Origin of the sequence: Halomonas borealis (assembly GCF_004798905.1) — a bacterium.
GTDB classification, from domain to species: Bacteria; Pseudomonadota; Gammaproteobacteria; order Pseudomonadales; family Halomonadaceae; genus Halomonas; species Halomonas borealis.
In genome coordinates this window covers 278,056-298,858 of record NZ_SDMO01000001.1, presented here as the reverse complement: position 1 = coordinate 298,858, position 20,803 = coordinate 278,056, and the positions used below count along the sequence as shown (strand labels likewise).

Here is a 20,803-nt window from a genome sequence, read left to right as displayed (position 1 = left end):
AAATTGCCGGGTTATAACTACATAGACCCGTGAGCCCGACCTCCGAAATACTGCTAACCTGCTGATGCGCCTATAAGGAGAGGCGCAGCTATAAGAAGTTTATTGTCCTGAGTCCAGGTGTCAAAGCCTAAAGAACGATACCTAGATGCTCCGCCAGTCCGTGAGTCTATGGTCTCGGACGTTTTGATAGCGAGTCCGATCACGTCGCCAGTCCCGCTAGGAAAATCTGAGCGGCCAGTCCGATGATCAGTGTGGCGGCAAACGTGATCATGACCACGATGCCGGGCCATGTGCCCGGTGAAATGGTTGTCTTTTCCGCCGTCCGGTACATTGGCACTACGATGCGTAGATACACCGCGAGCGAGAGCACGCTGTTGACGATCGCTATGATTGCCAGCCAGGTGAACTGGACGTCGATGGCAGCAGCAAAGAGCATGAATTTGCCGACGAAGCCGGCCAGCGGCGGAATGCCGACCAGCGACAGCAGGAAGATCACCATTGCAATACCCATAATCGGCCGTGCACGTCCCAGCCCGTCAAAATCGTTCAGAGTGCGCCCGGTTGCGGCGGCAACCGCGAAAGCACCCAGGTTCATGGCCGCATAGGCGGCGGCAAACAGAATGATCGATGGTAGTGCAAGCTCACTTGAGCCCACCGCCACAATGCCCAGAAGAAAATAACCGGACTGGGCAATCGACGAATAGGCCAGCAGCCGGATGACGTTGTCCTGCACCAGTGCAGCGAGATAGCCATAGGTCATGCTGAGAACCGCGAGGCCCGCAATGACGGCAGTCCAACCGGTTTCCGGGGGCAGGTCACGAACCACCTGCGTTAGCGCAAACAGGGCGCCAACCTTGGGCACTACAGACAGATAAGCTGCAATCGAGAGGGGCCCGCCCTCGTAGGCATCTGGCGCCCAGAAATGAAACGGAACCAGCGATGCCTTGTAGCCCAGACCAACAACAACAGCCACGAACCCGAGAATGACAGCCATCGGCATCGTATCCATCCCCGGCAGATCGGCAATCAGTGTGGAGCCCGAAGCGCCGAACCAGTAACTCAGGCCGAAAATCATGATCGATGTGGTGACCGAAGCGAATACAAAGAATTTCATCGCAGCTTCGGTCGCCGGATCAGTATCCGGATAGGCAACCAGGGCAAAGGTGGCCAGGCCGGTCAGCAGTGTACCCAGTACCAGGAACATGGTATCCCCTGCCCCTGCCAGAACCAGGGCGCCGAGGGTGGCAAAGATCAGCAGGCTATAGACCGTACCTTCGCGGGCGCTCCCCCGAACATCCACCCGCGCCAACAGCATCGAAAGCACTGTAGCAGGCAGCAAAATAAGCTTGGCCCAGATGCTCAGAGCATCGATTCGAAAGCTGCCTCCAAACACCGTTGTGTCTGTGCCCAGCAGGCGCAGGGTCAGCCCCGTGGCAACGAGCAAGCCGATGACGGCGACAGCCAGCGAAATTCGGGGCCGGCGCAGCATTTCCGCGATCAGCGCACCGACAGCCGTCAACAGGACGGCAATTTCCGGGATTAATAATGCGAGATCTCGACCCATTACAGCACCAGTACCGATGTGGTCCGGTGAATGATGTCCAGCACCCAGGACGGCGCAACACCTGTGGCGACAGTGAGCACCAGCAGGGGCGCCACAGCGAGAATTTCGCGCGGGCTCAGATCCGGCATTTTATTCCAGCGCTCCCGGGGCTCACCCAGAAAGGTTTCACGCAGTGCCTTGAGAAAGGTTCCGGCGATAATGGCAATGCCCAGAATCACGATAACGGCAATGGGAGTGGTACCGAGAGTCGCGAGGAATATCTGGAACTCAGCCGGGAAGTGCGCGAGGCCCGGGAGACCCAGAGACGCGAAAGCTGCCAGCACAAAGAGCCAGCCAAGCAGCGGAACTGTTTTGAGCAGGCCACCAAACTCGCTCATTTCGCGGGTCTGGGCGCGCACCTGGATCATGCCCACCAGGAAAAACAGGGCACCGGTGACCAGACCGTGACTGAACATCTGCAGCACGGCACCGTCCAGAGCGGTGGCACGCACGGCAGGATCCAGTGTTAGCGCAGCCGCGGCGACGCCGACGATCACGTAGCCCATGTGGTTGACTGAGGTATAGGCCACCAGGCGCTTGAGATCCGTCTGTGCCAGGGTGGCAAAGGCGCCGTAAATCGCGCTGACGACACCGAAGAACAGAACAACGATTCCGGCTTCGCGGAAAGCGTCAGGGGTCATTTGCAGGGCGAAGCGCACAAGCCCGTAAGTCCCGAATTTCAACATGATGCCAGCCAGGATGACGCTACCAACGGTCGGCGCCTGAACATGGGCTGCCGGCAGCCAGGTATGCAACGGTACGGCGGGAATCTTGACCGCAAAGGTAATCAGCATGGCGATCAGCGCCCACATGGCCGCCGCCCCCTCCAGCGGAGGATGGGCAATCCAGGCCCGCATATCGAAGGTAGGATCAGGGCTGCCGAGGTAAAGCCCCAGAATAGCAAGCAACAATGGCAGGCTGCCCAGCAGGGTGTAGATAAAGAACATCAGCGCTGCACGTTGCCTGTCTTCGTGTCCCCACCCTGCGATCATGAAATACATCGACACCAGGGAAACTTCAAAGAACACATAGAACAGAATCCCGTCCAGCGCGGTAAAGGTACCGATTGCCGTGGTCTCAAGAAGCAGGACCAGGGCCACGTAGGCCCGCGGGCGATCGCGAAGCGACGAGGCGTAGATGAGTGCAACCAGGAAAAGCACGGCACTCAGTAGCACCAGCGGCAGGCTTATGCCATCAACCCCGACCCGATAAGCGGCGCCGATGGCCGGCATCCATTCCAGCTCTTCAACCTGGGAAAAGCCCTCACCACTCACCCCCTGCAGCCACATGGCCAGAGCGCCGACCAGAGTCAGGGCGGCACTGACGATCGCTATGCCATGCACTGTCCGCGCCGTCGGCTTCGGCAAACACAGAATCAGCACGGCGCCGGCGAGAGGCAAAAACAAGGTCAGAGATACGAGTGGTATCATGAATACAGGGTTCCTTTAGAAACTCAGTGAAGCTGAAAACAGGATGACAAGGAGCACAGCGGTGGCTACGGCGCTGATCGCCAGGCTGTGATGGATCAGGCCGCTTTGCAGGGTTCTCGCCCGCGCGCCCAGGGCCCGCACACCGGCCACCAGGGCGAAGATCAGACCGTCGATACCACGCTCATCCCCGCCCCGAACCCAGCGACCCACCGCCAGATTGGCGCGACCGACGCCAAGTACGGCCAGATACAGGCGCTGTTCCAGGCGCTCGCCCCCGCGGGCAATGGTGAGAGCTGTATGGCCGACGCCAAGCGCGGCCGCATAAAGGTGGCCTTCCAGACGGTCACACTGCCGGGCAACAGCCATTACGGGCCGACCTACCCAGGCGGTGAGCCCGCCCGCAACCACTAGCCCCGATGCTGCCCATTGATGGGCAGGCCCAAGCAGACGCTTGACCGGCACCAGCCAGCCCAGCGCCAGGCCACCCAAGGCGGCGACGAGTCCGGACAATATGGCGCCGATACCTGCGGTTTCCGGCGCCGGCAGATCAAGCATTGTTTCGAGTGGACCAAAGGCCAGACCCAGGCCTGCGGCGGGGGTCGCCAGACCCCAGATGCCAGCGCGCATCCAGCCAGTACCGGCGACCGGCCGGGTATCGCCGGAGCCCTGCCAGAGCAAGCGTAAAGCCCGGGCCATATAGGCGCCGGTCAGCAGAGTTCCTGCCAGGGCCAGAGGGCCGAGCCAGACGGCGCCCTGTGCAGACAGAGCGGCGGTGATCACCGCATCCTTGGAGAAGAACCCGCTCAGCGGTGGAATGCCAGCCAGTGCCAGCGCCGCCAGAGCAAAGCCAGCGAAGGCCCAGGGTCTGGCGCGGCCAACGCCCTTCAGCCGATCGAAAGTGGTATCGCCACGCGCATGCTGGAATTCACCGGCAGCCAGGAACAGGCTGCTCTTGATGGCAGCATGGGCGAGCAAGTGCAACAGGGCGGCCAGCGGAACCCCGGCGCTCACTGCGATCAGCATCAGGCCGTACTGACTGGCCGTAGAAGCCGCGAGTAGGCGTTTGAGATCACGCTCGGCCAGCGCAATCACCCCGGCTGCCACCGTGGTAACGCCACCAACAAGCCCAATGGCGAAAAGCGCTTCAGGAGTCAGCAGCGGGGCCGAGCGGATCAGCAGGATCGCGCCCGCCGCCACCAGCGTGGCCGAGTGCAACAACGCCGAGACCGGTGTCGGGCCCGCCATGGCGCGCATCAGCCAGTCCTGCAGGGGAACCTGGGCCGACTTGCCCATGGCGGCCAGCAGTAACAGAAGCCCGGCCGCGGTCGAGGCACTACCACCAGCGGTCAGGGAGACGGCAATCTCACTGGTACCTGCCGACCCGATAAGTATGAATACCGCAACGTAAAGCCCGAGATCTGCGCTGCGGGTATAGAGGAAAGCGCGGCTGGCTGCGTTCGCGGCTTCGGGCCGCTGGAACCAGAAGCCGATCAGCAGGTAACTGCAGAGCCCGATCAGTTCCCAGGCCGCCAGCAGCAGAACCCAGTCGCCGGCCAGCACCAGCGCCTGCATGGCGGCCAGGAACAGGGACATTACGGCGTAGAAGCGCGCCTGACCAGACTCTCGCTTCATGTAACCGACGGCATGGATCAGCACGAATGTACCCACCGTGGCCACCGTCACGGCCAATAACGCCGTAAGCGGCACGCCGACCAGTCGCAGTGGCATGTCCGGCAGACCGGGCATAAGTAGGGTTTCGGTCTGACCACTAGCCACCCGGGCCAGAAGCCAGAGGCTTCCCGCCAGGCTGAGCGTTGCGCCAGCCAGGGCCAGTGCAGGCGGCCACCGGCGCAGTATCAACACGGCCAGGGCGGCGATCAGCGGCGGTAATATCGGCAGGACCACTGCATTCATCCTTTAAGGTCCTCCGCTTCTTCCATCTCTACCGAGCCCTTGGCCCGGAAGCGGGCGATGGCAATGCCAAAGCCGACCGCCATCTCCAGCGCCATAACCGTCATCACCACCAGCACAAACATCTGGCCGGAATAGGCTTCTGGGTGCAGAAAGCGCCAGAAAGCGACCAGGTTCACCATCGCGCCCGCCAGCATTAGCTCCACGCCCATCATGATCATCACCAGATTGGTCTGGGACAGTGCGCCATAGATACCGATACCGAAGAGTATTGCGCCGATCAGAAGCGCTACTATCAGAACTGCGGTCATTCCGATGACTCCTTGTCGTTTTTACTCGCCAGGTTCTGCACCGGAATTGCCACCGCCGTGGCCGCAATCATCGCGGTCAGGATGGTGATGCCAGCGGTTTCGAAGATCATCATCGAGCGCCCGAGCAGCTCCATGCCCAGCGCCCGTGTCTGCGCCTCCGCGTCCGGCACCTGGTCCGCCAAGGGACCCCAGTCGGACAGCAGTGCAATGGCGATGGCAACAACGGCGGCACTGACCCCGGCACCGATCGAGAAGCGCTTCTGGTGGCTCATATCCATACCGCCAAGCCCACCGGGATCCATCATGAACATCACCATGAAGATGGCCATGATGCTCATCTCCGTGGCCATCATCATGATCTGCAGTACACCCAGAAATTCGGTCTGCATCGCCAGAAACATGCAGCCGACGGCGGTCTGCGAAAACAACAGCGCCAGTGCGGAACGGACCATGGACGATGTGCGAAACACCACCAGGCCGAAGCCGATTGCGGCCAGCCCGAACACAGCGACAAAAAAAGCCTGTGCGTACATTAGGGAACCACCAGGATCAGTAAACCGACAATAATGATATTAACCAGTGCCAGGGGGATGCCCATAATCCAGCACCACCGCATCAGATCCGCCTCGCGAATGCGTGGCAGGTAGCGACCGACGAGCAGCATCGACACGGCTACGGCCAGGGTCTTGATCAGGCTCCAGGCCCAGGGCGGCAGCAGCGGGCCATGCCAGCCGCCGAGGTAAAACACCGTGGTCGCCGAAGCCAGAGTAACCACCAGCGTCAGTCGGGCCAGGCGCAGCACTGCCAGGCGCACCCCGGTGTACTCGGCGTCCACACCTCCGCCAAGCTCCCCTTCTGCGGTGGGCAGATCGAAGGGGGCACGGAACGCCAGCGCCATGGCGGCAATGAAAAACAGCACGAAGCCCAGAGGCTGGTAGACGATGTTCCACAAGCTGCTCTGGGAACCAACGATCGCGGTGTTCACCAGGGACTCTGCACGCATGGCCACGGCCGTGATCGGCATGACAATAAGCATGGAATAGGCAATAAGCTGGCCCAGAAAACGCCAGCCGCCGATCATCGCGTAGGCGCCATCCGGCCCCCAGCCAGCCATGATCACCGCGACCAGCACATAGGCCAGGGCCGCGTTGATGAAGAGCGCGCCGGTGCCCAGGTCCGCGATGATCAGATCCGGCGCCAGCGGCAGGACCGCCATGCCAAGCACTGCTACGACCAATAGCAGCACCGGCGCCGCCTCGAAAAAGACCCGGTCCGGCGAGCGCGGCACAATAGATTCACGTCCGAGGTGAGCCAGGCCGTTGAACAGCGGCGCCGCCGGACTCAGACGCCCAGTGGCCATCCAGCCCTCAATCACAGCCAGCAGCCAGGCGCTGCCAAGCAGCGCGAGCAAAACGATGGCGACAGTCACGAAGTCACCTCCCAGGGCGAAAGGTCCAGTGACCCGACTGCCAGCAGCGCATCGCCCAGTTCCTGGCCCTCGACAAGCTTCGGGACCAGGCCGATATGGTGACTGCAGGCGGTGTCCAGCTCGTATGACTTAACATGGCCGCGCTCCAGTTTCAGACTTAGCCGGGCCTCGCCGCGCGGAGTGTCAACGGTTGCCTCACCGGTTCCTGACACATCGCCAACGTCGCGCAGAACCGGCAGCTCCGGTTCTGCGCCCGACTTTATAAGGTCAAGGCTGGCCGAAATTTCGGCCAGGCGCTGCCACAGGCGCGCCCAGGCATCTCCGCCTTCGTTGGCAGCACTCGCTACGGGGCCGCGCAAACCAGAAGATTCCGTTGGCAGTATACCGACTCCCATCAGCCGCGATTTAAGCAAAGGCGTTCGTTCAAGGCGGGTACCCAATGTACGCAGCGCTGGCTCCAGGGCAGCAAGACTGTCCCGGTTAGCCTCTCTGACTTGCAGTTGCAGAGTTGAAGCCCGTTGCGTCAGCCAGGCGAAGCCGAGCTGGCGCCCTAACTGAGCCAGCCAGCCAAGATGACTGGCGATGCGCTCACGCTCAAGGGCGCCAGTGCGGGCACCGGCGTTTGCCGAATCGTCCTCCAGTCCTGCCGCTTGCTCTATTGCCAGACAAGCCAAAAGACGGTAGCTCACCGGCGCGAGCGGAATTGCAGCTGACAGATACGCAATGAAGGTCTCGGCATCCATCTCTTCACTTTCTTCAACATTGTCACCTTTGCTGGTCACCCCCACCAGGGAGATCGCCTGCCCCTCCGTTACGCCGTCACCATCAAGGGTCAGCGTCAACTTCAGTCCGCCGGGCAAGCCAGGGAAGACCGGACCGAACGGCACCTCAAGCCAGTCCATCTGCAGGCCGTCGGCGCTGCGCGGCAGGTCTTTGGTGACTTCAATCATGGACATGAATCCCGAGGAACCATGATCATGTCCTTCATGATCATGCCCACCGTGATCGTGTTCACCGTGATCGTGTTCACCGTGATCATGGCCGGAATGTTCATGTTCTGAGTGGTCGTCAGATTCACGGACTACCAGATCCATGCCGCACTTCGGGCAGCTGCCCGGTTCGTCCCGAACAATTTCGGGGTGCATGGGGCAGGTATATTCGGTCCCAGCATTTTCGGGAGCGTGTTCCGGTTGGTGTTCGTTATTGTGGTCGTGGTCGTGGCCGTGGTCCTGATCATGGCCATCATGATGCTCATGATGCCCATGGTGGCTCTGGTGCTCATGGTGGCTCTGGTGCTCCTGGTCATGGCAATGCTCGTGTTCGTGGCCATGGTGTTCGTGATCTTCGTGATGTTCATGATCGCTGCCGCCTTCAGGGGTCGACTCCCCGGCTTCGCGGGCTACCAGGTCCATGCCACATTTGGGGCAGCTACCCGGCTCATCCTCCACAACTTCGGGATGCATGGGGCAGACATACTCGATCCTGGCGTGCATTACAGAGGCGTCGAAATCCTCCGGCGAGTCTGTAAAGGCACCGTCAGCCAATGCCCGCTTTAGCTGACCTACGGCTTCGGTCAGATCTTCTTGCGAGAGGTCTGAGGAGATATCGTCACCCGATAAAGTCGACGGTGTCTGCCCGCCTACCATGAGAATCGCGCGCGGCCGGGGCATCTGCGCGTAGAGCACTGCCACGGCATCCCCCATTTTCCCGGGCAGATCTCCGACAATCAGAAGCACGCTGGCATCGCGTGGCGTGGTTGCAATGCGCAAGCCTGCTGCAGTCACGTCCAGACCATGCGCCAGGGCCACTTCCGGGCCCGGAACGATCAGACAGCTCAGGTTACGCGCCAGGGCCCGGGAAACCAGCTTCTGCAGCACTGAGTAACGTTTCTGCCGTGCGCCCGTTAGGTTTATTGCTGGATCAGAACTCATTGCCGCCTGAAAGCCCCCTGACTCCACCCGTAGAGCAGACCGAGAAAAAGAATGGCAAGAAACACGCCCATATCAAGCAAGGCAACCATTCCTACTTCCTTGTACACAACGGCCCACGGGTACATGAATGCCATCTCCATATCGAAAGCCAGAAACAGCAACGCGTATCCATAGTAACGAGCGTGATACCGCCCCCATACCGGATCCCGCGACAGGACTCCGGAACTCGCCGGCACATCCTTGCCCGGCTCCCCGCGTGTCGGGCCTATGGCGCGGGACAAGCTGTAAAGGGAAAGCACCATACCCACGGTACCCAGCGCCAGGCCAAGTAGCAGAACGTATTGCTGCGTAGCGTTCATTATTCCTCCAGAGTAGCCAGTTACACGTCGGTGAAATCTATGATCCGGTGGGCGTTGCTTGGCCCATCGCCCGAACGCTTGACGCACGTTCAATGCTGGAACTAATCAGGGTACAAACCACGCTGCCGGTAGTATTCGGCCAGCTCGGCGTCACTCAGCGCGGCCATTTCACGCACGGCATGGAATTTGTCACATCAGCTCTAGCCTTCGGGATCATCCGCCTGGTCGGGCAGCAGACGACCCGCTTTCCGGGCCTTATTCCGCCAGTTGTACAACGTGGTCGCCGAGATACCTTCTTCCTCAGCTACCTCCGCGACCGTGCGGTTATGGGGCGGGAATAGCTTCTTGAGGATAGCTTCCCGGCGCTCGTCGGATTACTTCATCGGAGCCTCGTCTCGCCCCTCCAGGGTTCAGAGTCTATCAGCCGCTGAGGCTCCAACTAGCTTGACAGTGGGGGATCTTCGTCTGACGTAAATACGGGCACTCCGCACCATCGATGCCGCGTGGAACGACCTGGCGTCGGTGACGACGGGAGCCGTCAATGACAGCTCCAGGGCTCCTTGTTGGCATTGTCCTTGATGTTCTGGTCGACGAACCGGTAGTGGTCTTCCTTGAAGCGGTTCCACCAGCCGTGACTGATCTCAATGGCGTGCCGGGCGAGGATCGCTTCGATATGGTCGATGCACAGCCGCGACCCGTCATAGGCCATGATGAGCTTGCACTTGTCGGTGTCGTAGGTGACGCGTTGCAGTCCGAATAGCTCGTCTATCTGTGCGATGGCCAGACGTAACGCATCGGCATCGCAGGGCTCGAGCTTCAACTTACGCGTCACTAGATGGATCTCATTCACGCCTAGACGGAGTTCATTCTTGGACATGTGGAGCACTCCTTCTTGTCTGTGTCGTCATGACCTCGCTAGCGTCATTTCCCTGCAGGGGGGCGATTTTCTGATCGTTCCGGACGGGGCTCGCAGAACGGAGCAGCCCGGATGATGCAGGCGGAGCCTCCACTTATCATGTGTGAGTATCCTACAACCCTTGTGTTACCCAATGGTCAAATTGTGGTGTGCCGCTAGAGGGTGGGCAGCACCAGTCCTGGATCACGGTTATGCAATTCTCACTCCTACGTCGCACGCCATCAGCCTGGGCGACAAAGCTGAACCAAGGCTGAATGGGAGCTACTGTTGTGGATGTCATGGATACGTCAGCGAGAAATGTCCGGGGTGCAAGTCATAGCCGGCCTCAGCGGGTGTTTGGTGAGACGCTGACCGGCTACCTCAGATGCAGCAAGCGCTTGAGGGCGGATCGGTAGCGTGTCGGCGCCGCCTTCCAGGCCAGCGGCAGCAGAGTGAGGGTGCCGAGCGCGAGCACCGTTAGGCCCGCACGGCGCAGATCGTCGGAGGCGAGTTCGTTGCCGAAATGCGCCAGCAGGAAACTCGCCGGCATGACGCCGAGCAGCGTCGCGATGGCGAAGCGCCAGGCCTTGAGAGGCGAGAGGCCGGCCGCATAGCTGACGACGTCGAAGGAAAGGAACGGCATCAGCCGGGTCACGAAAACGGCGGCCATCAGGGCGTTCTGGGAGGTGATGAAACGATGAAGAAGACCGCTGGAGGGACGCATGCCCAACCAGGCTCTCATCGCGTCATATCCTAGCAGGCGGGAAATGGCGAAGGCGATGAGCGCGCCGGCCTCGGAGCCGATGGCCACGTAAAGTGTGCCCCAGACATGACCATAGGCCGCGCCAGCAGCGAGCGCGATCGGGGCACTTGGGATCGGGCTCATGACGATGGCGATCATCATTAGGCCAACGACCAGTGCTGGACCGAATGGGCCAAGCCGTATCACTGCCTGTTCGAGGGTGTCGCCGGCCAGCAAGGCATCCAGCATGCCGGTTCGCCACAGCACCAGAGCGGTGGCGAGAAAAACGGTAAGTACCGCCATGCCCAACATGATGCGTCGCCATGAAGCACGGGAAAGGCGTTTCGGGGCGCCAGTATCGATCTTGTGCGGGCTAACCATGTCTCCCTTTCTCTGACCTAGAGCGCATCGCAGGGTCAGGACCGAGAGATCCTGATTCTTCGCATATTTTATGAGGCCTCAGCGCGAACCATTATGACGTTAGGGCTGGATAAGAGCCACATCTTCACGCCGGTGACGACGCCAGTATCCCCGGTGGCATCCCACGAGGCACGAGCCAAGTCAGCCATGTCGGCATAAGATTTCCCAGTAATCGCCGACATAGGGGGCGAACTATCGGGTGGCTTCATATCGCAACCGCAGCCCTGTGCGGAACCGGATTGAGGCCCTCTCTGGCGCCGTTCTCCAGTTCCATACACATGCCGAGCAATTAGGTCATCGAGGTACAGGATAAAATGGTCGCCTTCTTGGGTGTTGGAGTCACACATGTTGGCTATGCTGGCTATATGGAAGGGCATGCCGTATGAACTTGGCTCTGTGCATTGGGGCCTAGCTCCTTACGGCGCGCTACGCCGCTGAAGGGGCGCACAGATGCCACGCTCGTGGCGTTCTAGGTTAGCAGTAAGACGAGCGCGAGCAGGAAGAATGGCGATAGCAATGAGTTAAGGCAACAAGGTGCATGACGGGGCAGTTGTTAGGTTTTGTCCGAAAAGTCTGATTTGCTAATGTTTCCGATGCCGTAACTGCATAGGTGATGCATGGCAGGACGTCACGAACTCTCCGACGCAAGCTGGCAGATGATCGAAGACATCGTCTCACCGCCTCAGACAATGGGCCGCCCGCTCCGGGATGACCGCCAAATGCTGAACGGGATCTTTTGGATCTTGTGCACCGGTGCCAAATGGCGCGATCTCCCAGAGCGGTATGGTCCCTGGAAGACCGTCTATGACCGCTTCCGGCAATGGCGAGACGATGGCACTTTCGAGGCGGCGCTGGATCGACTCCACCTCAAGCTGCGTGAAGACGGGCTGATGGATCTGGACACATGGATGATTGACTCGACATCGATCCGCGCCACCCGGGCCGCCTCAGGAGGCGGCAAAAAGGGGGGCAGCAAGACCCCCTTAGGCCATGCCCTTGGACGGAGTCGTGGCGGCCTTACGACCAAGATTCACATGGTCTGTGACCGGCAGGGTTGGCCGCTGACCTTCACCCTGCCACCGGGACAGGACTCAGATACACGGCACTTTATTCCCACCCTGGAGCGCGTTCAGCTGCCTGGCCCCTCCGGCAGGCCTCGCAAGCGTTGCCGCTTCATCGTGGCGGACAAGGGATATGACAGCGAACCGTTGCGTCGCTACTGCGACCAGCATCGTATGAAGCCAATCATTGCCCGGCGCAAGATGAAGCGAAAACCGCGTCCTGGCGCTCCGCGGGGCTTCGATAAGCCTCGCTATCGAGAGCGAAACATCATCGAGCGCTGTTTCGGCTGGATCAAGGAATTGCGCCGGGTCTGCGCCCGGTACGACAAGTTGGCCAGCAGTTTCGGGGCAATGATATGCCTTGCTTGCATAGACCGTTGCTTGCGTGCCGACTTTTCAGACAGAACCTAGAATTGTTATCAAGGCCGCTTTTTTAACCAAGGATAATTACCTTGAAATATCGTTCCGAAATTGATGGTTTGAGAGCACTTGCTGTTGTTTCAGTGATATTGTTCCACGCCGGATTTGCGATTTTTAGCGGAGGATTTGTCGGCGTAGATGTTTTCTTTGTCATCAGCGGCTACCTCATTACGACCATCTTAATTGAAGATATTGATAATAAGCGATTCAGCTTCTTAGATTTCTATGAGCGTCGTGCACGGCGAATCTTGCCAGCACTCTTCTTTGTAATGCTCTGCAGCATCTTGTTTTCATGGATGTGGATGCTGCCAAGCCAATTGGATGATTTTTCTCACAGCCTTGTCGCAGTCAGCTTGTTTTCGTCCAATGTGCTATTCTGGCAGGAAAGTGGTTATTTTGATGCGGCTGCCGAAGAAAAACCTCTGTTACACACATGGAGCTTAGCTGTCGAAGAACAATACTACGTTTTATTCCCAATTTTTCTCTTTCTAGCTTGGCGATATGGAAAAAATCGCGTCTTTTGGATGATCGTATTGTTTTCCGCAATCAGCTTTTTACTGAGCGAATGGGGATGGCGAAATAAATCAACTCCTAACTTCTATTTAGCACCAACGCGAGCGTGGGAGTTGCTTGCAGGAACTATGGCGGCTTTTGTCGTGCAGCGGCGTGGAGTGGTCAAGAATGATTCGCTTGCATTAGTCGGTTTGGCCGCAATTTTAGTATCTGTGTTCGTTTACGATGAAGCCACCCCTTTTCCAAGTGCATATGCGCTTGCACCAGTTTTAGGCGCCGTACTCTTGGTGCTTTTTGCGGACAAGGAAACATTCGCCGCAAGACTTCTCAACACTCGCCTGCTCGTCGGTATAGGCTTTATTAGCTATAGCGCTTACTTGTGGCATCAGCCACTGTTTGCCTTTGCGCGGATACAAAGTCTATCGGAGCCAAGCCCCATGCTAATGCTATTTTTGAGCTGTTTTTCAGTAGCACTAGCTGTCGTCAGTTGGAAAATTATTGAGCAGCCGTTTCGAAGGAAGGAAAAAATTGACAGCAGGAGATTATTTTTCTTCTCTTCGGCAGGGTTGGTAATGTTTGTATCTATAGGTTTATACGGTCACGACGAAAATGGATATATCAACGGTGATTTTATAATGTCTCCAAACGTTGAGTTTCGATCTTTTGGTGAAAAAGTAGAAACCATCGGCGATGTTTGTGTGCCACAAAGGACCGAGGGTTCACATTGGGTATCTGAGTGTACCTTTGGGGACAAGGATTCCAGTGAAGTCGTAATCTTGATCGGTGATTCACATGCTCAAGCCATCAGTTACTCACTTGACCAGGTGTTTAGAAGACAGAACATCAAGGGAAAAGTTTTCAATTTGGACGGCTGTGAGACCGTGCCCTTTATAAGAAGAAACAAGAATAGATCGGTTGAAAACTGTGAGGAAAGATTCGAGGAATTTACGAGTATCATAAAGCGACAAGATGCAGAGGTGATACTTGCTAGTCGTTGGAGCTTCAAGCTTTTTCCTATTGAGGGCGTGATTGATAAAATGCCGTATCGAAACAGCGAAGGGTTTTCCGAGAGGGATGCCAACTACAGAGAATATGACGTGCTGGTTTCTGGTGAGTTTTATCGCGACGCGAAAACCAAGAGAGAATACTTGATAAAGTATATTGAAGAAATGGCGAAAGTTGCTAGGTCTCTTTATCTCGTTTACCCAGTTCCTGAGACTGGCATTGATATTGAAAAGATGAATCGGTTTTATTACTCGGAAAATAATCAAGTTCTTGAGCAGGTGACATTCCCTTATGAAGACTTTTATTCAAGAAATAAATTCGTCATAGATGCTTTTGATAGTATACCGGCTCCCGGTATTAAGCGGGTAGTCGTTAGTGCCCTATTTTGTAACAACTATGTGCAAGGCAGGTGTGTAGTTCAACGGAATAGCGTCCCGTTTTATTATGATGACGATCATTTATCCAAGAAGGGGGCCGATATCGTTGTTGATGAAATTTTTAGACTCTCCGATTGGTAAGATTGTTAGATGTGTGAAGTGATCCCCTCCATGGCTGCATAGGCTATAGTGCAGCGATGAGGAGGATGCGATGAGCAACGAACCTACCGTCAAACGCTGGACCGCCAAGCGCAAGGCCGCGGTGGTCATGGACACCTTAAAGGGCAAGACCACGGTCGCTGAAGTGGCCTCCAGCACGATTTCGGCTGGATCGAAGAAGCCCAGCGCAGCATGGAAATGGGCTCAAGGCCCGTGCCAAGGATATCCGTGAGCAGTTCGAGTCCGAGCTCCGGGAAACTAAGGAAGCGCTGGGCGAGGCCCATCTGCAGATCTATTCATTAAAAAAGTTTCGCCGCCTGCTCGACGAGGACGGGAACTTGTAAGGTCGCTGCAGGCGGAACTGGCCCTGGAGGGCTATGTAGTATCCCTAACCAAGCTCTGTCGCTGATTGGAGCTGCTACTGCGAAGCCTGTATTACCAGTCCAAGGCGCGGCGACGTGTCATCAATACTGATCTGGCAGCCCGGGTAAAGCTGGCCCTGGAGCGGTCCCCACCTACGGCTATCGCCGCCTGGTGTGTGTCCTGGGAGAGAACCACAAGCTGATACAGCGCATCCTGCAGTTGAAGGGCTGGCTGGCGCGCAAGCGACCACAGGGCTTCTGCCCTCGCGTCAGGAGTCTTTCGTCCGTGGCCTCACGACAAGATGAGCGCTGGGCCACGGATCTCACCCATGTGTGGTGTTGTAAAGATCGGCGGGCCAGACTGGCGGTAATCATCGACTGCTTTACGCGTGAGTTCCATGGCTGGCGATTGTCGGACAAAGGCAGCAGCAAAATAGCGGAGGCTGCCTTGGAGGAAGCGCTGATTTATCGACTAGGGGCTCTGGGTCGTGTTCAGCCACCACTGACACTGCGCTCCGACTACGGGCCACCTAAGGTTAAAGTGGCATCATGGACAACAAAATCCCTGCAGATGTCAGCATAACTTAGACCTAAGCAAAAGAGATCATTCTTGGCAGTCCGCCATATCCGGATCAGTGGCTCACCATAGTGACAGGAGACCTGAGCTACCGGATTCGGCTCGACAGGGCTTAACAGAGGTTCATAACATCCTGGCGGGCGGGCTCAACCATTCTCTACGAGGTCCTTGCAGCCCTACGGCTCAGTAAACAAGTTCCGCTGCCAGGAATGCAGTAGTTGTGGGTCCTAAGCTGAACATGCTCGGAGTTCTGGAAGTGAATGCGTGGGTTGGAATCCTTGTATACGAGCTTGCCAGAGCTATCGTACAGCCCCCTGCTATTACGATAAAAGCGCAGGAGTCGCTAGCAAGGTGTTCGTTTCTGATCTGGATCATCTGGGCCTGCTCCACATTGACCTGATAGAGCTTGGCGGGGCTCAGGATCTGGGAGTTGGTCACCCCTTTTTCAATGATCACAGAACCACTTGGCTTATCGCCAGTGATGGCGAAGGATGAGGCAGAGACCAGGCGCAACATCGCGGCACCGTGGAAATGAGTTGACGTTTCATGGTCCACCTCCTTGATTGGTTGACGTTGTAATTATGAAAATAAAAACTGAAATGTGATAAAAATAGATAAAAACGCCACATTAATATGTGGCGCAGAAGAAATATCGAGATATGCAAAATGAGGTTAATACCATATCCTCACGCCGGCGACGACGCCGGTATCTTCGGTGGCATCCCCCGAGGCGCGGGCCAAGTCAGCCGTGTCACCATAGGACTTTTCCCAGTAGCCGCCGATATAGGGGGCGAACTTTCGGGTGATTTCATATCGCAACCGAAGCCCGGTGCGAACCGAGTTGAGGCCCTCACCGACGCCAAATTCCGGCACCTCATCGGCTGCCGCTGCGACTTCCAGGCGCGGTTGCAGGTAGGTCCGCTGGGTGATCCGCAGGTCGTATTCGCTTTCCAGGCTGGCCGAGACATCGCCGTCCTCGCTGACCCTCAGGTCGAGATCGGTTTCGAAACGATAAGGCACGAGCCCCTGGAGATTGATGACGCCGAAGTAGCGTTCGGGGTGATCGTTCGAAGCGATGCCACCCTGATAGCCGATACCGCCCTGGAGCTCCCAGAAATCGGTGATCAGACGGCTGTAGAGCAGATCGAGATTTTCGAATTCCGCATCCTCATTGTCACCCTGGACATTCTCGCCTTCCCCCTTTAGATAGACTCGATTGACATCGCCGCCGTACCAGGCCTGGAAATCCCAGACCAGGGCATCCTCGCCCTTGTCGGGGGAAGCATATTCCAAGCGATCGACGAGTATCGAGCCCCGTGAGTGTTCGGCCATCGGCGATGGCCAGTTCGCCGGGGCATCGTAGCCATCGCTGGCCTGAGCGCCAGCGGCCACCAGTATGGCGAGGGTAGAACCGGTACCGATAACGACAGTCTTGGACTTCATGAACATTCCTTACGCGACTTTGACGACCCGGAACATGCCGGCATCCATGTGATAGAGCAGGTGACAGTGGAAGGCCCAGCTGCCCTCGGCATCGGCGGTGATCAGGGCAGATACCCGTTCGCCGGGCTTGACGTTCAGGGTGTGCTTGCGGGGAATCAGCTCGCTGGCGCCGTTCTCCAGCTCCATCCACATGCCGTGCAGGTGAATGGGGTGTTCCATCATGGTGTCGTTAACCAGGATCAGGCGCAGCCGCTCATCCTTCTCGAAGTGGATGGGGCCGGTCACTTCGCTGAACTTCTTGCCGTCGAAGGACCACATGTAGCGTTCCATGTTGCCGGTCAGGTGCAGCTCCAGTTCACGACCGGGAGGACGCCGGTCCGGCCAGGGTGTGAAGGCCTTGAGGTCGCGATAGACCAGCACGCGGCGTTCGCTCGGGTCGATGCCGACACCGGCCTGATCATAGCGAGAGCCGGGTTGTGCGGCGCCCACGGGGAGTATCGCACCGGCCTCGTGGGAAGCCATGTCCTGCATGCCGGACGGGCCCGAGTTCTGCATGTTGGAATGGTCCATGCCCTGCATGCCGGACGGGCCCGAGCTCTGCATATTGGAATGATCCATGCCCTTCATGCCGGCCATGTCCATGTCGCCATGAGCGCCCATGGCCTCCATGCCACGGTCGGCGATCTGGCGCCGCGCCGGGACGGCGGCGGTCATGCCCAGGCGCGGCGCCAGGGTGCCCAGCGCGAAGCCGCTGCGGTCCATGGATTCGGCGAATAACGAATAGGCGCTGTCATCCTTTGGCGTGACCAGGACATCATAGGTTTCCGCCACGCCGATGCGGAACTCGTCGACCGGGACGGGCTGTACCGGTTGGCCATCGGCGGCCACCACCGTCATCTTTAGGCCTGGGATGCGCATGTCGAAGTAGCTCATCGCCGAACCGTTGATGATGCGCAGTCGCAGCGTCTCGCCGGGCCTGAACAGGGCGGTCCAGTTATCGCTCGGGGCGTGGCCGTTGAGCAGGTAGGTATAGGTGCTACCGGTAACGTCGGCGATATCCCGTGAGCTCATGCGCATCTGGGCCCACATGGCGCGTTGGGTCGCGGTATCGGCTAAGCCATGCTGCTCCACGTCGGCGAAGAAGTCGGCGACGGTGCGCTCCTGGAAGTTGTAGTAGCCCTCGCCGAGCTTCAGGTTGCGAAAGAGACTGGCCGGATCCTCGAAGGTCCAGTCGGTCAGCAGTAGCACATGCTCGCGGTCATACCGAAAGGGCTCACGCTCGGCGGCATCGATGACCAGGGGGCCGGCATGACCGAGCTGTTCCTGCAGCCCCGAGTGGCTGTGATACCAGTAGGTGCCGTTCTGGCGAACCGGGAAACGGTAGGTGAAGGTCTCGCCGGGTGCGATGCCGGCGAAGCTTACGCCGGGTACGCCGTCCATGCCGGGAGGCAGGATCATCCCGTGCCAATGAATGGAGGTCGGTTCCTCGAGCAGATTGGTGACTCGAAGCACGGCATCCTGGCCTTCCTTGAGGCGGATCAGCGGGCCGGGGCTGGTGCCGTTAATGCTGATCGGGCTGGCGGTCTTGCCGGCGATGGGCAAGGTGTCACGGCGTATCGCCAGAGCCAGGTCGGGCCCGGTTTCGACGCCCTGAGGATAGCCAGCGGCCTGGCCCCAGGGATTGGCCCAGGCTGGGCGCAGGCTCAGGGCGGCGGTACCGAGACCCAGGGCGGCACCACTCTTGAGCAGCTGGCGGCGTGATAGGGGAAGCCTGGATTGCTTCGCGGCGACCATGGACGATTCCTTTGCGATGAGGTGAGAGGAATCGATCATGCCGGGGTAAACTGAATCTAGCCTGAGTCGCTGGAGGAATTTACGCGTGCTGTGGCGGTTGGCAGCACGATGGTGACGGCCAGGCCCCCCGCGACCGCCGCGGCGAAGGTCACGCGCCCCTCATACTGCTCGACCAGCTGCCGAAGGATCGAGAGCCCCAGGCCATGACCCGGGCGCCCTTCGTCGAGGCGGAGCCCGCGTCGGCCCAGTTGGGCGAGATCCGCCCTTGCCACGCCGGGACCGTCATCCTCGATGACCAGCGTCAGCGTCGTCGTCACGCTCAGGCGACAGTGAACGTCGCGCTGCGCCCATTTCCCGGCATTGTCGAGGACGATCCCCAGCATCTCGGTGAAGTCCTGGCGCTCGACGCTGACCGTGGCCCGACCATCCTGCAGTCCATCAAGGTGAAAGCGCTTGTCGGGGTGCAGGGTGGCGAACATCTCGATCAGTTGCTCGGCCTCCTTCCGGACGCGGGTGAGCTGGCCGGCATAGGGGCCGGCGATGCGTGAACGACGCAGCTCCGCGTCAAGCTGAGCCTGCATGTCCTCCAGGCGGGTCAATAGCTTCAGGCGGCGATCGCCATCGATGGGGCGAGAGCCTCTTAGCACCTGCGTGACGGCCGCCAGGGGCGTCTTTAGTGCATGAGAGAGGTTGGCGACGGCGTCCCGCGAGCGCTTGAGTCGCTTGTCCTGCTCGTCCATGAAGCGGTTGAGCTGACCGACCAGGCCATCGAGTTCTGATGGCGTGTCCAACTGCAGGCGCTCGCGATACCCCGCACGCAGTTCATCGAGTTGCCGCTGAAGCCGAACCAGGGGTGACAGTCCTGCATTCACGGCGACCAGGTTGAGCGTAATCAGCAGGAGCAGTACCAGGCCCGCGATGCCACCGACCCACCAGTGCAGGGTGGCCAGGCCGGCTTCCACCTCGGCGAAGTCCTCGCCGATCAACAAGGTGCCGGCGGCGCCGTCTTCCAGGGTAAAGACCTCACGATAGAGCAGCAGGTGGCGGCCCTGCCACTGCACCTCGAGCAGGGTATCGTCTTCGCCCTCCAGGTAGGGGGAAAGGTTGGTCAGCCAGCCGGGGTGGGAGGTGCTGACCGTGCCATCCAGCCGCAGCACATAGAGATGATGAAACATCTGCGAGGTCAGGCTGGCGGAGTCCAGCCAGGGTTTCACCTGGGATTGTTCCTGACGCAACCGTTGCAGCGTGTAGTGCGCTTCCTGGCGCAGGCGATCGCCGAGGAAGTCGCGAGCTAGGTCGCGCAGCAGGATGCCATGCAGCAGCCAGGTGATGGCGACGGCGATCAGGGCCACGCCACCCAGCCATAGGGATAGGCGAAAGCGCAGGCTACGACGATCAACGCGAAGCAAAGACATAGCCCTGGCCGCGACGCGTCTGGATGATGTGATTGCCAAGCCGGCGGCGCAGCCGGCCGATATAGACCTCGACCAGGTTCGGGGCGGGGGCATCCTGATCCAGGGTGTAGAGCTGGTCGAGCAGCCGCACCTTGGAGTGCACGTGATCCGGGTGATGCATCAGGTAGCGCAGTAGCCGAAATTCGGTGGCGGTCAGGGACTGCCAGGTCGCGCCATCGGTGCTGACTGCCTGGGTCTGCTCATCCAGTTGCACCCCATTGACGGTCAAGCACTGGGTCAGCCCCCCGGCCTGTCGCCTCAGTAGGGCATGCAATCGAGCCAGCAGCTCGGCCTCGTGAAAGGGCTTGGTCATGTAATCGTCGGCTCCGCGCCGCAACCCCACGACCTTGTCTTCCCAGGTGTCCCGTGCAGTCAGCGCCAGGATGGGCAAGCGATGACCATGTTCCCGCCAGCGTTGCAGCAGGTCCAGGCCAGAACCGTCGGGCAGGCCGATATCGAGGATGGCGAGGGCATAGTCTTCCGTGGCCATCAACGCGTCGGCCACACGCATGCGTGTGGCCGTATCGACGCTGTAGCCGTCGTCCTGCAGGGTCTCTGCCAGACTCTCGGCCAGCAGGTCATCGTCCTCGACGAGCAACAGCTTCAT

At 58.9% G+C, this 20,803-nt stretch carries 19 protein-coding genes; 4 read left to right on the top strand and 15 right to left on the bottom strand.

Going from position 1 to position 20,803, the window contains the following annotated elements:
* Positions 1-199: 199 nt before the first annotated feature.
* The 11 genes from ETC07_RS01380 to ETC07_RS01330 form a co-directional block, all read right to left on the bottom strand.
* Positions 200-1,564, bottom strand: a complete 1,365-nt coding sequence (locus ETC07_RS01380; RefSeq protein ID WP_112056311.1) for an NADH-quinone oxidoreductase subunit N — start codon at positions 1,562-1,564, stop codon at positions 200-202.
* A complete protein-coding gene (locus tag ETC07_RS01375) occupies positions 1,564-3,033 on the bottom strand; it encodes a complex I subunit 4 family protein (protein ID WP_136246727.1) in 1,470 nt (489 codons plus the stop codon). Before ETC07_RS01375 ends, ETC07_RS01380 begins: the two co-directional genes overlap by 1 nt.
* 15 nt (positions 3,034-3,048) lie before the next feature.
* A complete protein-coding gene (locus ETC07_RS01370; protein ID WP_136246726.1) occupies positions 3,049-4,947 on the bottom strand; it encodes an NADH-quinone oxidoreductase subunit 5 family protein in 1,899 nt (632 codons plus the stop codon).
* Positions 4,944-5,255, bottom strand: a complete 312-nt coding sequence (nuoK, locus tag ETC07_RS01365; RefSeq protein ID WP_136246725.1) for an NADH-quinone oxidoreductase subunit NuoK — start codon at positions 5,253-5,255, stop codon at positions 4,944-4,946. Before nuoK ends, ETC07_RS01370 begins: the two co-directional genes overlap by 4 nt.
* A complete protein-coding gene (locus tag ETC07_RS01360; RefSeq protein ID WP_112056303.1) occupies positions 5,252-5,788 on the bottom strand; it encodes an NADH-quinone oxidoreductase subunit J family protein in 537 nt (178 codons plus the stop codon). Before ETC07_RS01360 ends, nuoK begins: the two co-directional genes overlap by 4 nt.
* The gene (locus ETC07_RS01355; RefSeq protein ID WP_112056301.1) at positions 5,788-6,684 is read right to left on the bottom strand and encodes a complex I subunit 1/NuoH family protein; all 897 of its coding nucleotides are present in this window, start codon (positions 6,682-6,684) and stop codon (positions 5,788-5,790) included. The genes ETC07_RS01360 and ETC07_RS01355 overlap by 1 nt, the downstream gene beginning before the upstream one ends.
* Entirely contained in the window at positions 6,681-8,561 is a 1,881-nt protein-coding gene (locus ETC07_RS15825) for a heavy metal-binding domain-containing protein (RefSeq protein WP_240724528.1), read from the bottom strand. The genes ETC07_RS01355 and ETC07_RS15825 overlap by 4 nt, the downstream gene beginning before the upstream one ends.
* A gap of 50 nt (positions 8,562-8,611) precedes the next feature.
* A complete protein-coding gene (locus tag ETC07_RS01345; RefSeq protein WP_112056293.1) occupies positions 8,612-8,974 on the bottom strand; it encodes an NADH-quinone oxidoreductase subunit A in 363 nt (120 codons plus the stop codon).
* A gap of 200 nt (positions 8,975-9,174) precedes the next feature.
* Positions 9,175-9,327: a transposase gene (locus ETC07_RS16035; RefSeq protein ID WP_112056372.1), complete on the bottom strand. Its 153-nt coding sequence runs from the start codon at positions 9,325-9,327 to the stop codon at positions 9,175-9,177.
* Between the two features lie 185 nt (positions 9,328-9,512).
* Positions 9,513-9,851 carry a cation transporter gene (locus ETC07_RS01335; RefSeq protein WP_112056292.1) on the bottom strand — a complete coding sequence of 113 codons (339 nt, stop codon included), beginning with the start codon at positions 9,849-9,851 and terminating at the stop codon, positions 9,513-9,515.
* Positions 9,852-10,245: 394 nt separating this feature from the next.
* Positions 10,246-10,923 (bottom strand): TVP38/TMEM64 family protein, encoded by a 678-nt coding sequence (locus tag ETC07_RS01330; protein ID WP_112056290.1) that lies wholly within the window; start codon positions 10,921-10,923, stop codon positions 10,246-10,248.
* A 725-nt stretch (positions 10,924-11,648) separates the two neighbouring features.
* On the opposite strand from ETC07_RS01330, the gene ETC07_RS01325 reads away from it, so the two are divergent.
* The 4 genes from ETC07_RS01325 to ETC07_RS16030 all read left to right on the top strand — a co-directional run bounded on the left by ETC07_RS01325 (position 11,649) and on the right by ETC07_RS16030 (position 15,511).
* Positions 11,649-12,503 carry an IS5 family transposase gene (locus tag ETC07_RS01325; RefSeq protein ID WP_136246724.1) on the top strand — a complete coding sequence of 285 codons (855 nt, stop codon included), beginning with the start codon at positions 11,649-11,651 and terminating at the stop codon, positions 12,501-12,503.
* Positions 12,504-12,544: 41 nt separating this feature from the next.
* The gene (locus tag ETC07_RS01320; RefSeq protein WP_168709140.1) at positions 12,545-14,548 is read left to right on the top strand and encodes an acyltransferase family protein; all 2,004 of its coding nucleotides are present in this window, start codon (positions 12,545-12,547) and stop codon (positions 14,546-14,548) included.
* Between the two features lie 70 nt (positions 14,549-14,618).
* Entirely contained in the window at positions 14,619-14,798 is a 180-nt protein-coding gene (locus ETC07_RS15745; RefSeq protein WP_205742483.1) for a hypothetical protein, read from the top strand.
* Positions 14,799-15,100: 302 nt separating this feature from the next.
* Entirely contained in the window at positions 15,101-15,511 is a 411-nt protein-coding gene (locus ETC07_RS16030) for a DDE-type integrase/transposase/recombinase (RefSeq protein ID WP_368732980.1), read from the top strand.
* 666 nt (positions 15,512-16,177) lie between these two features.
* Here the strand turns inward: ETC07_RS16030 and ETC07_RS01305 are convergent.
* Genes ETC07_RS01305 through ETC07_RS01290 form a run of 4 tightly spaced genes read right to left on the bottom strand, consistent with a single transcriptional unit; the run spans position 16,178 to position 20,803 of the window.
* The gene (locus ETC07_RS01305; protein ID WP_136246722.1) at positions 16,178-16,948 is read right to left on the bottom strand and encodes a copper resistance protein B; all 771 of its coding nucleotides are present in this window, start codon (positions 16,946-16,948) and stop codon (positions 16,178-16,180) included.
* A gap of 9 nt (positions 16,949-16,957) precedes the next feature.
* Positions 16,958-18,742: a copper resistance system multicopper oxidase gene (locus tag ETC07_RS01300; protein WP_136246721.1), complete on the bottom strand. Its 1,785-nt coding sequence runs from the start codon at positions 18,740-18,742 to the stop codon at positions 16,958-16,960.
* A gap of 56 nt (positions 18,743-18,798) precedes the next feature.
* Complete coding sequence (locus tag ETC07_RS01295) at positions 18,799-20,157, bottom strand: ATP-binding protein (RefSeq protein ID WP_112056394.1); 1,359 nt, start codon at positions 20,155-20,157, stop codon at positions 18,799-18,801.
* A complete protein-coding gene (locus tag ETC07_RS01290) occupies positions 20,138-20,803 on the bottom strand; it encodes a response regulator transcription factor (protein WP_136246720.1) in 666 nt (221 codons plus the stop codon). The genes ETC07_RS01295 and ETC07_RS01290 overlap by 20 nt, the downstream gene beginning before the upstream one ends.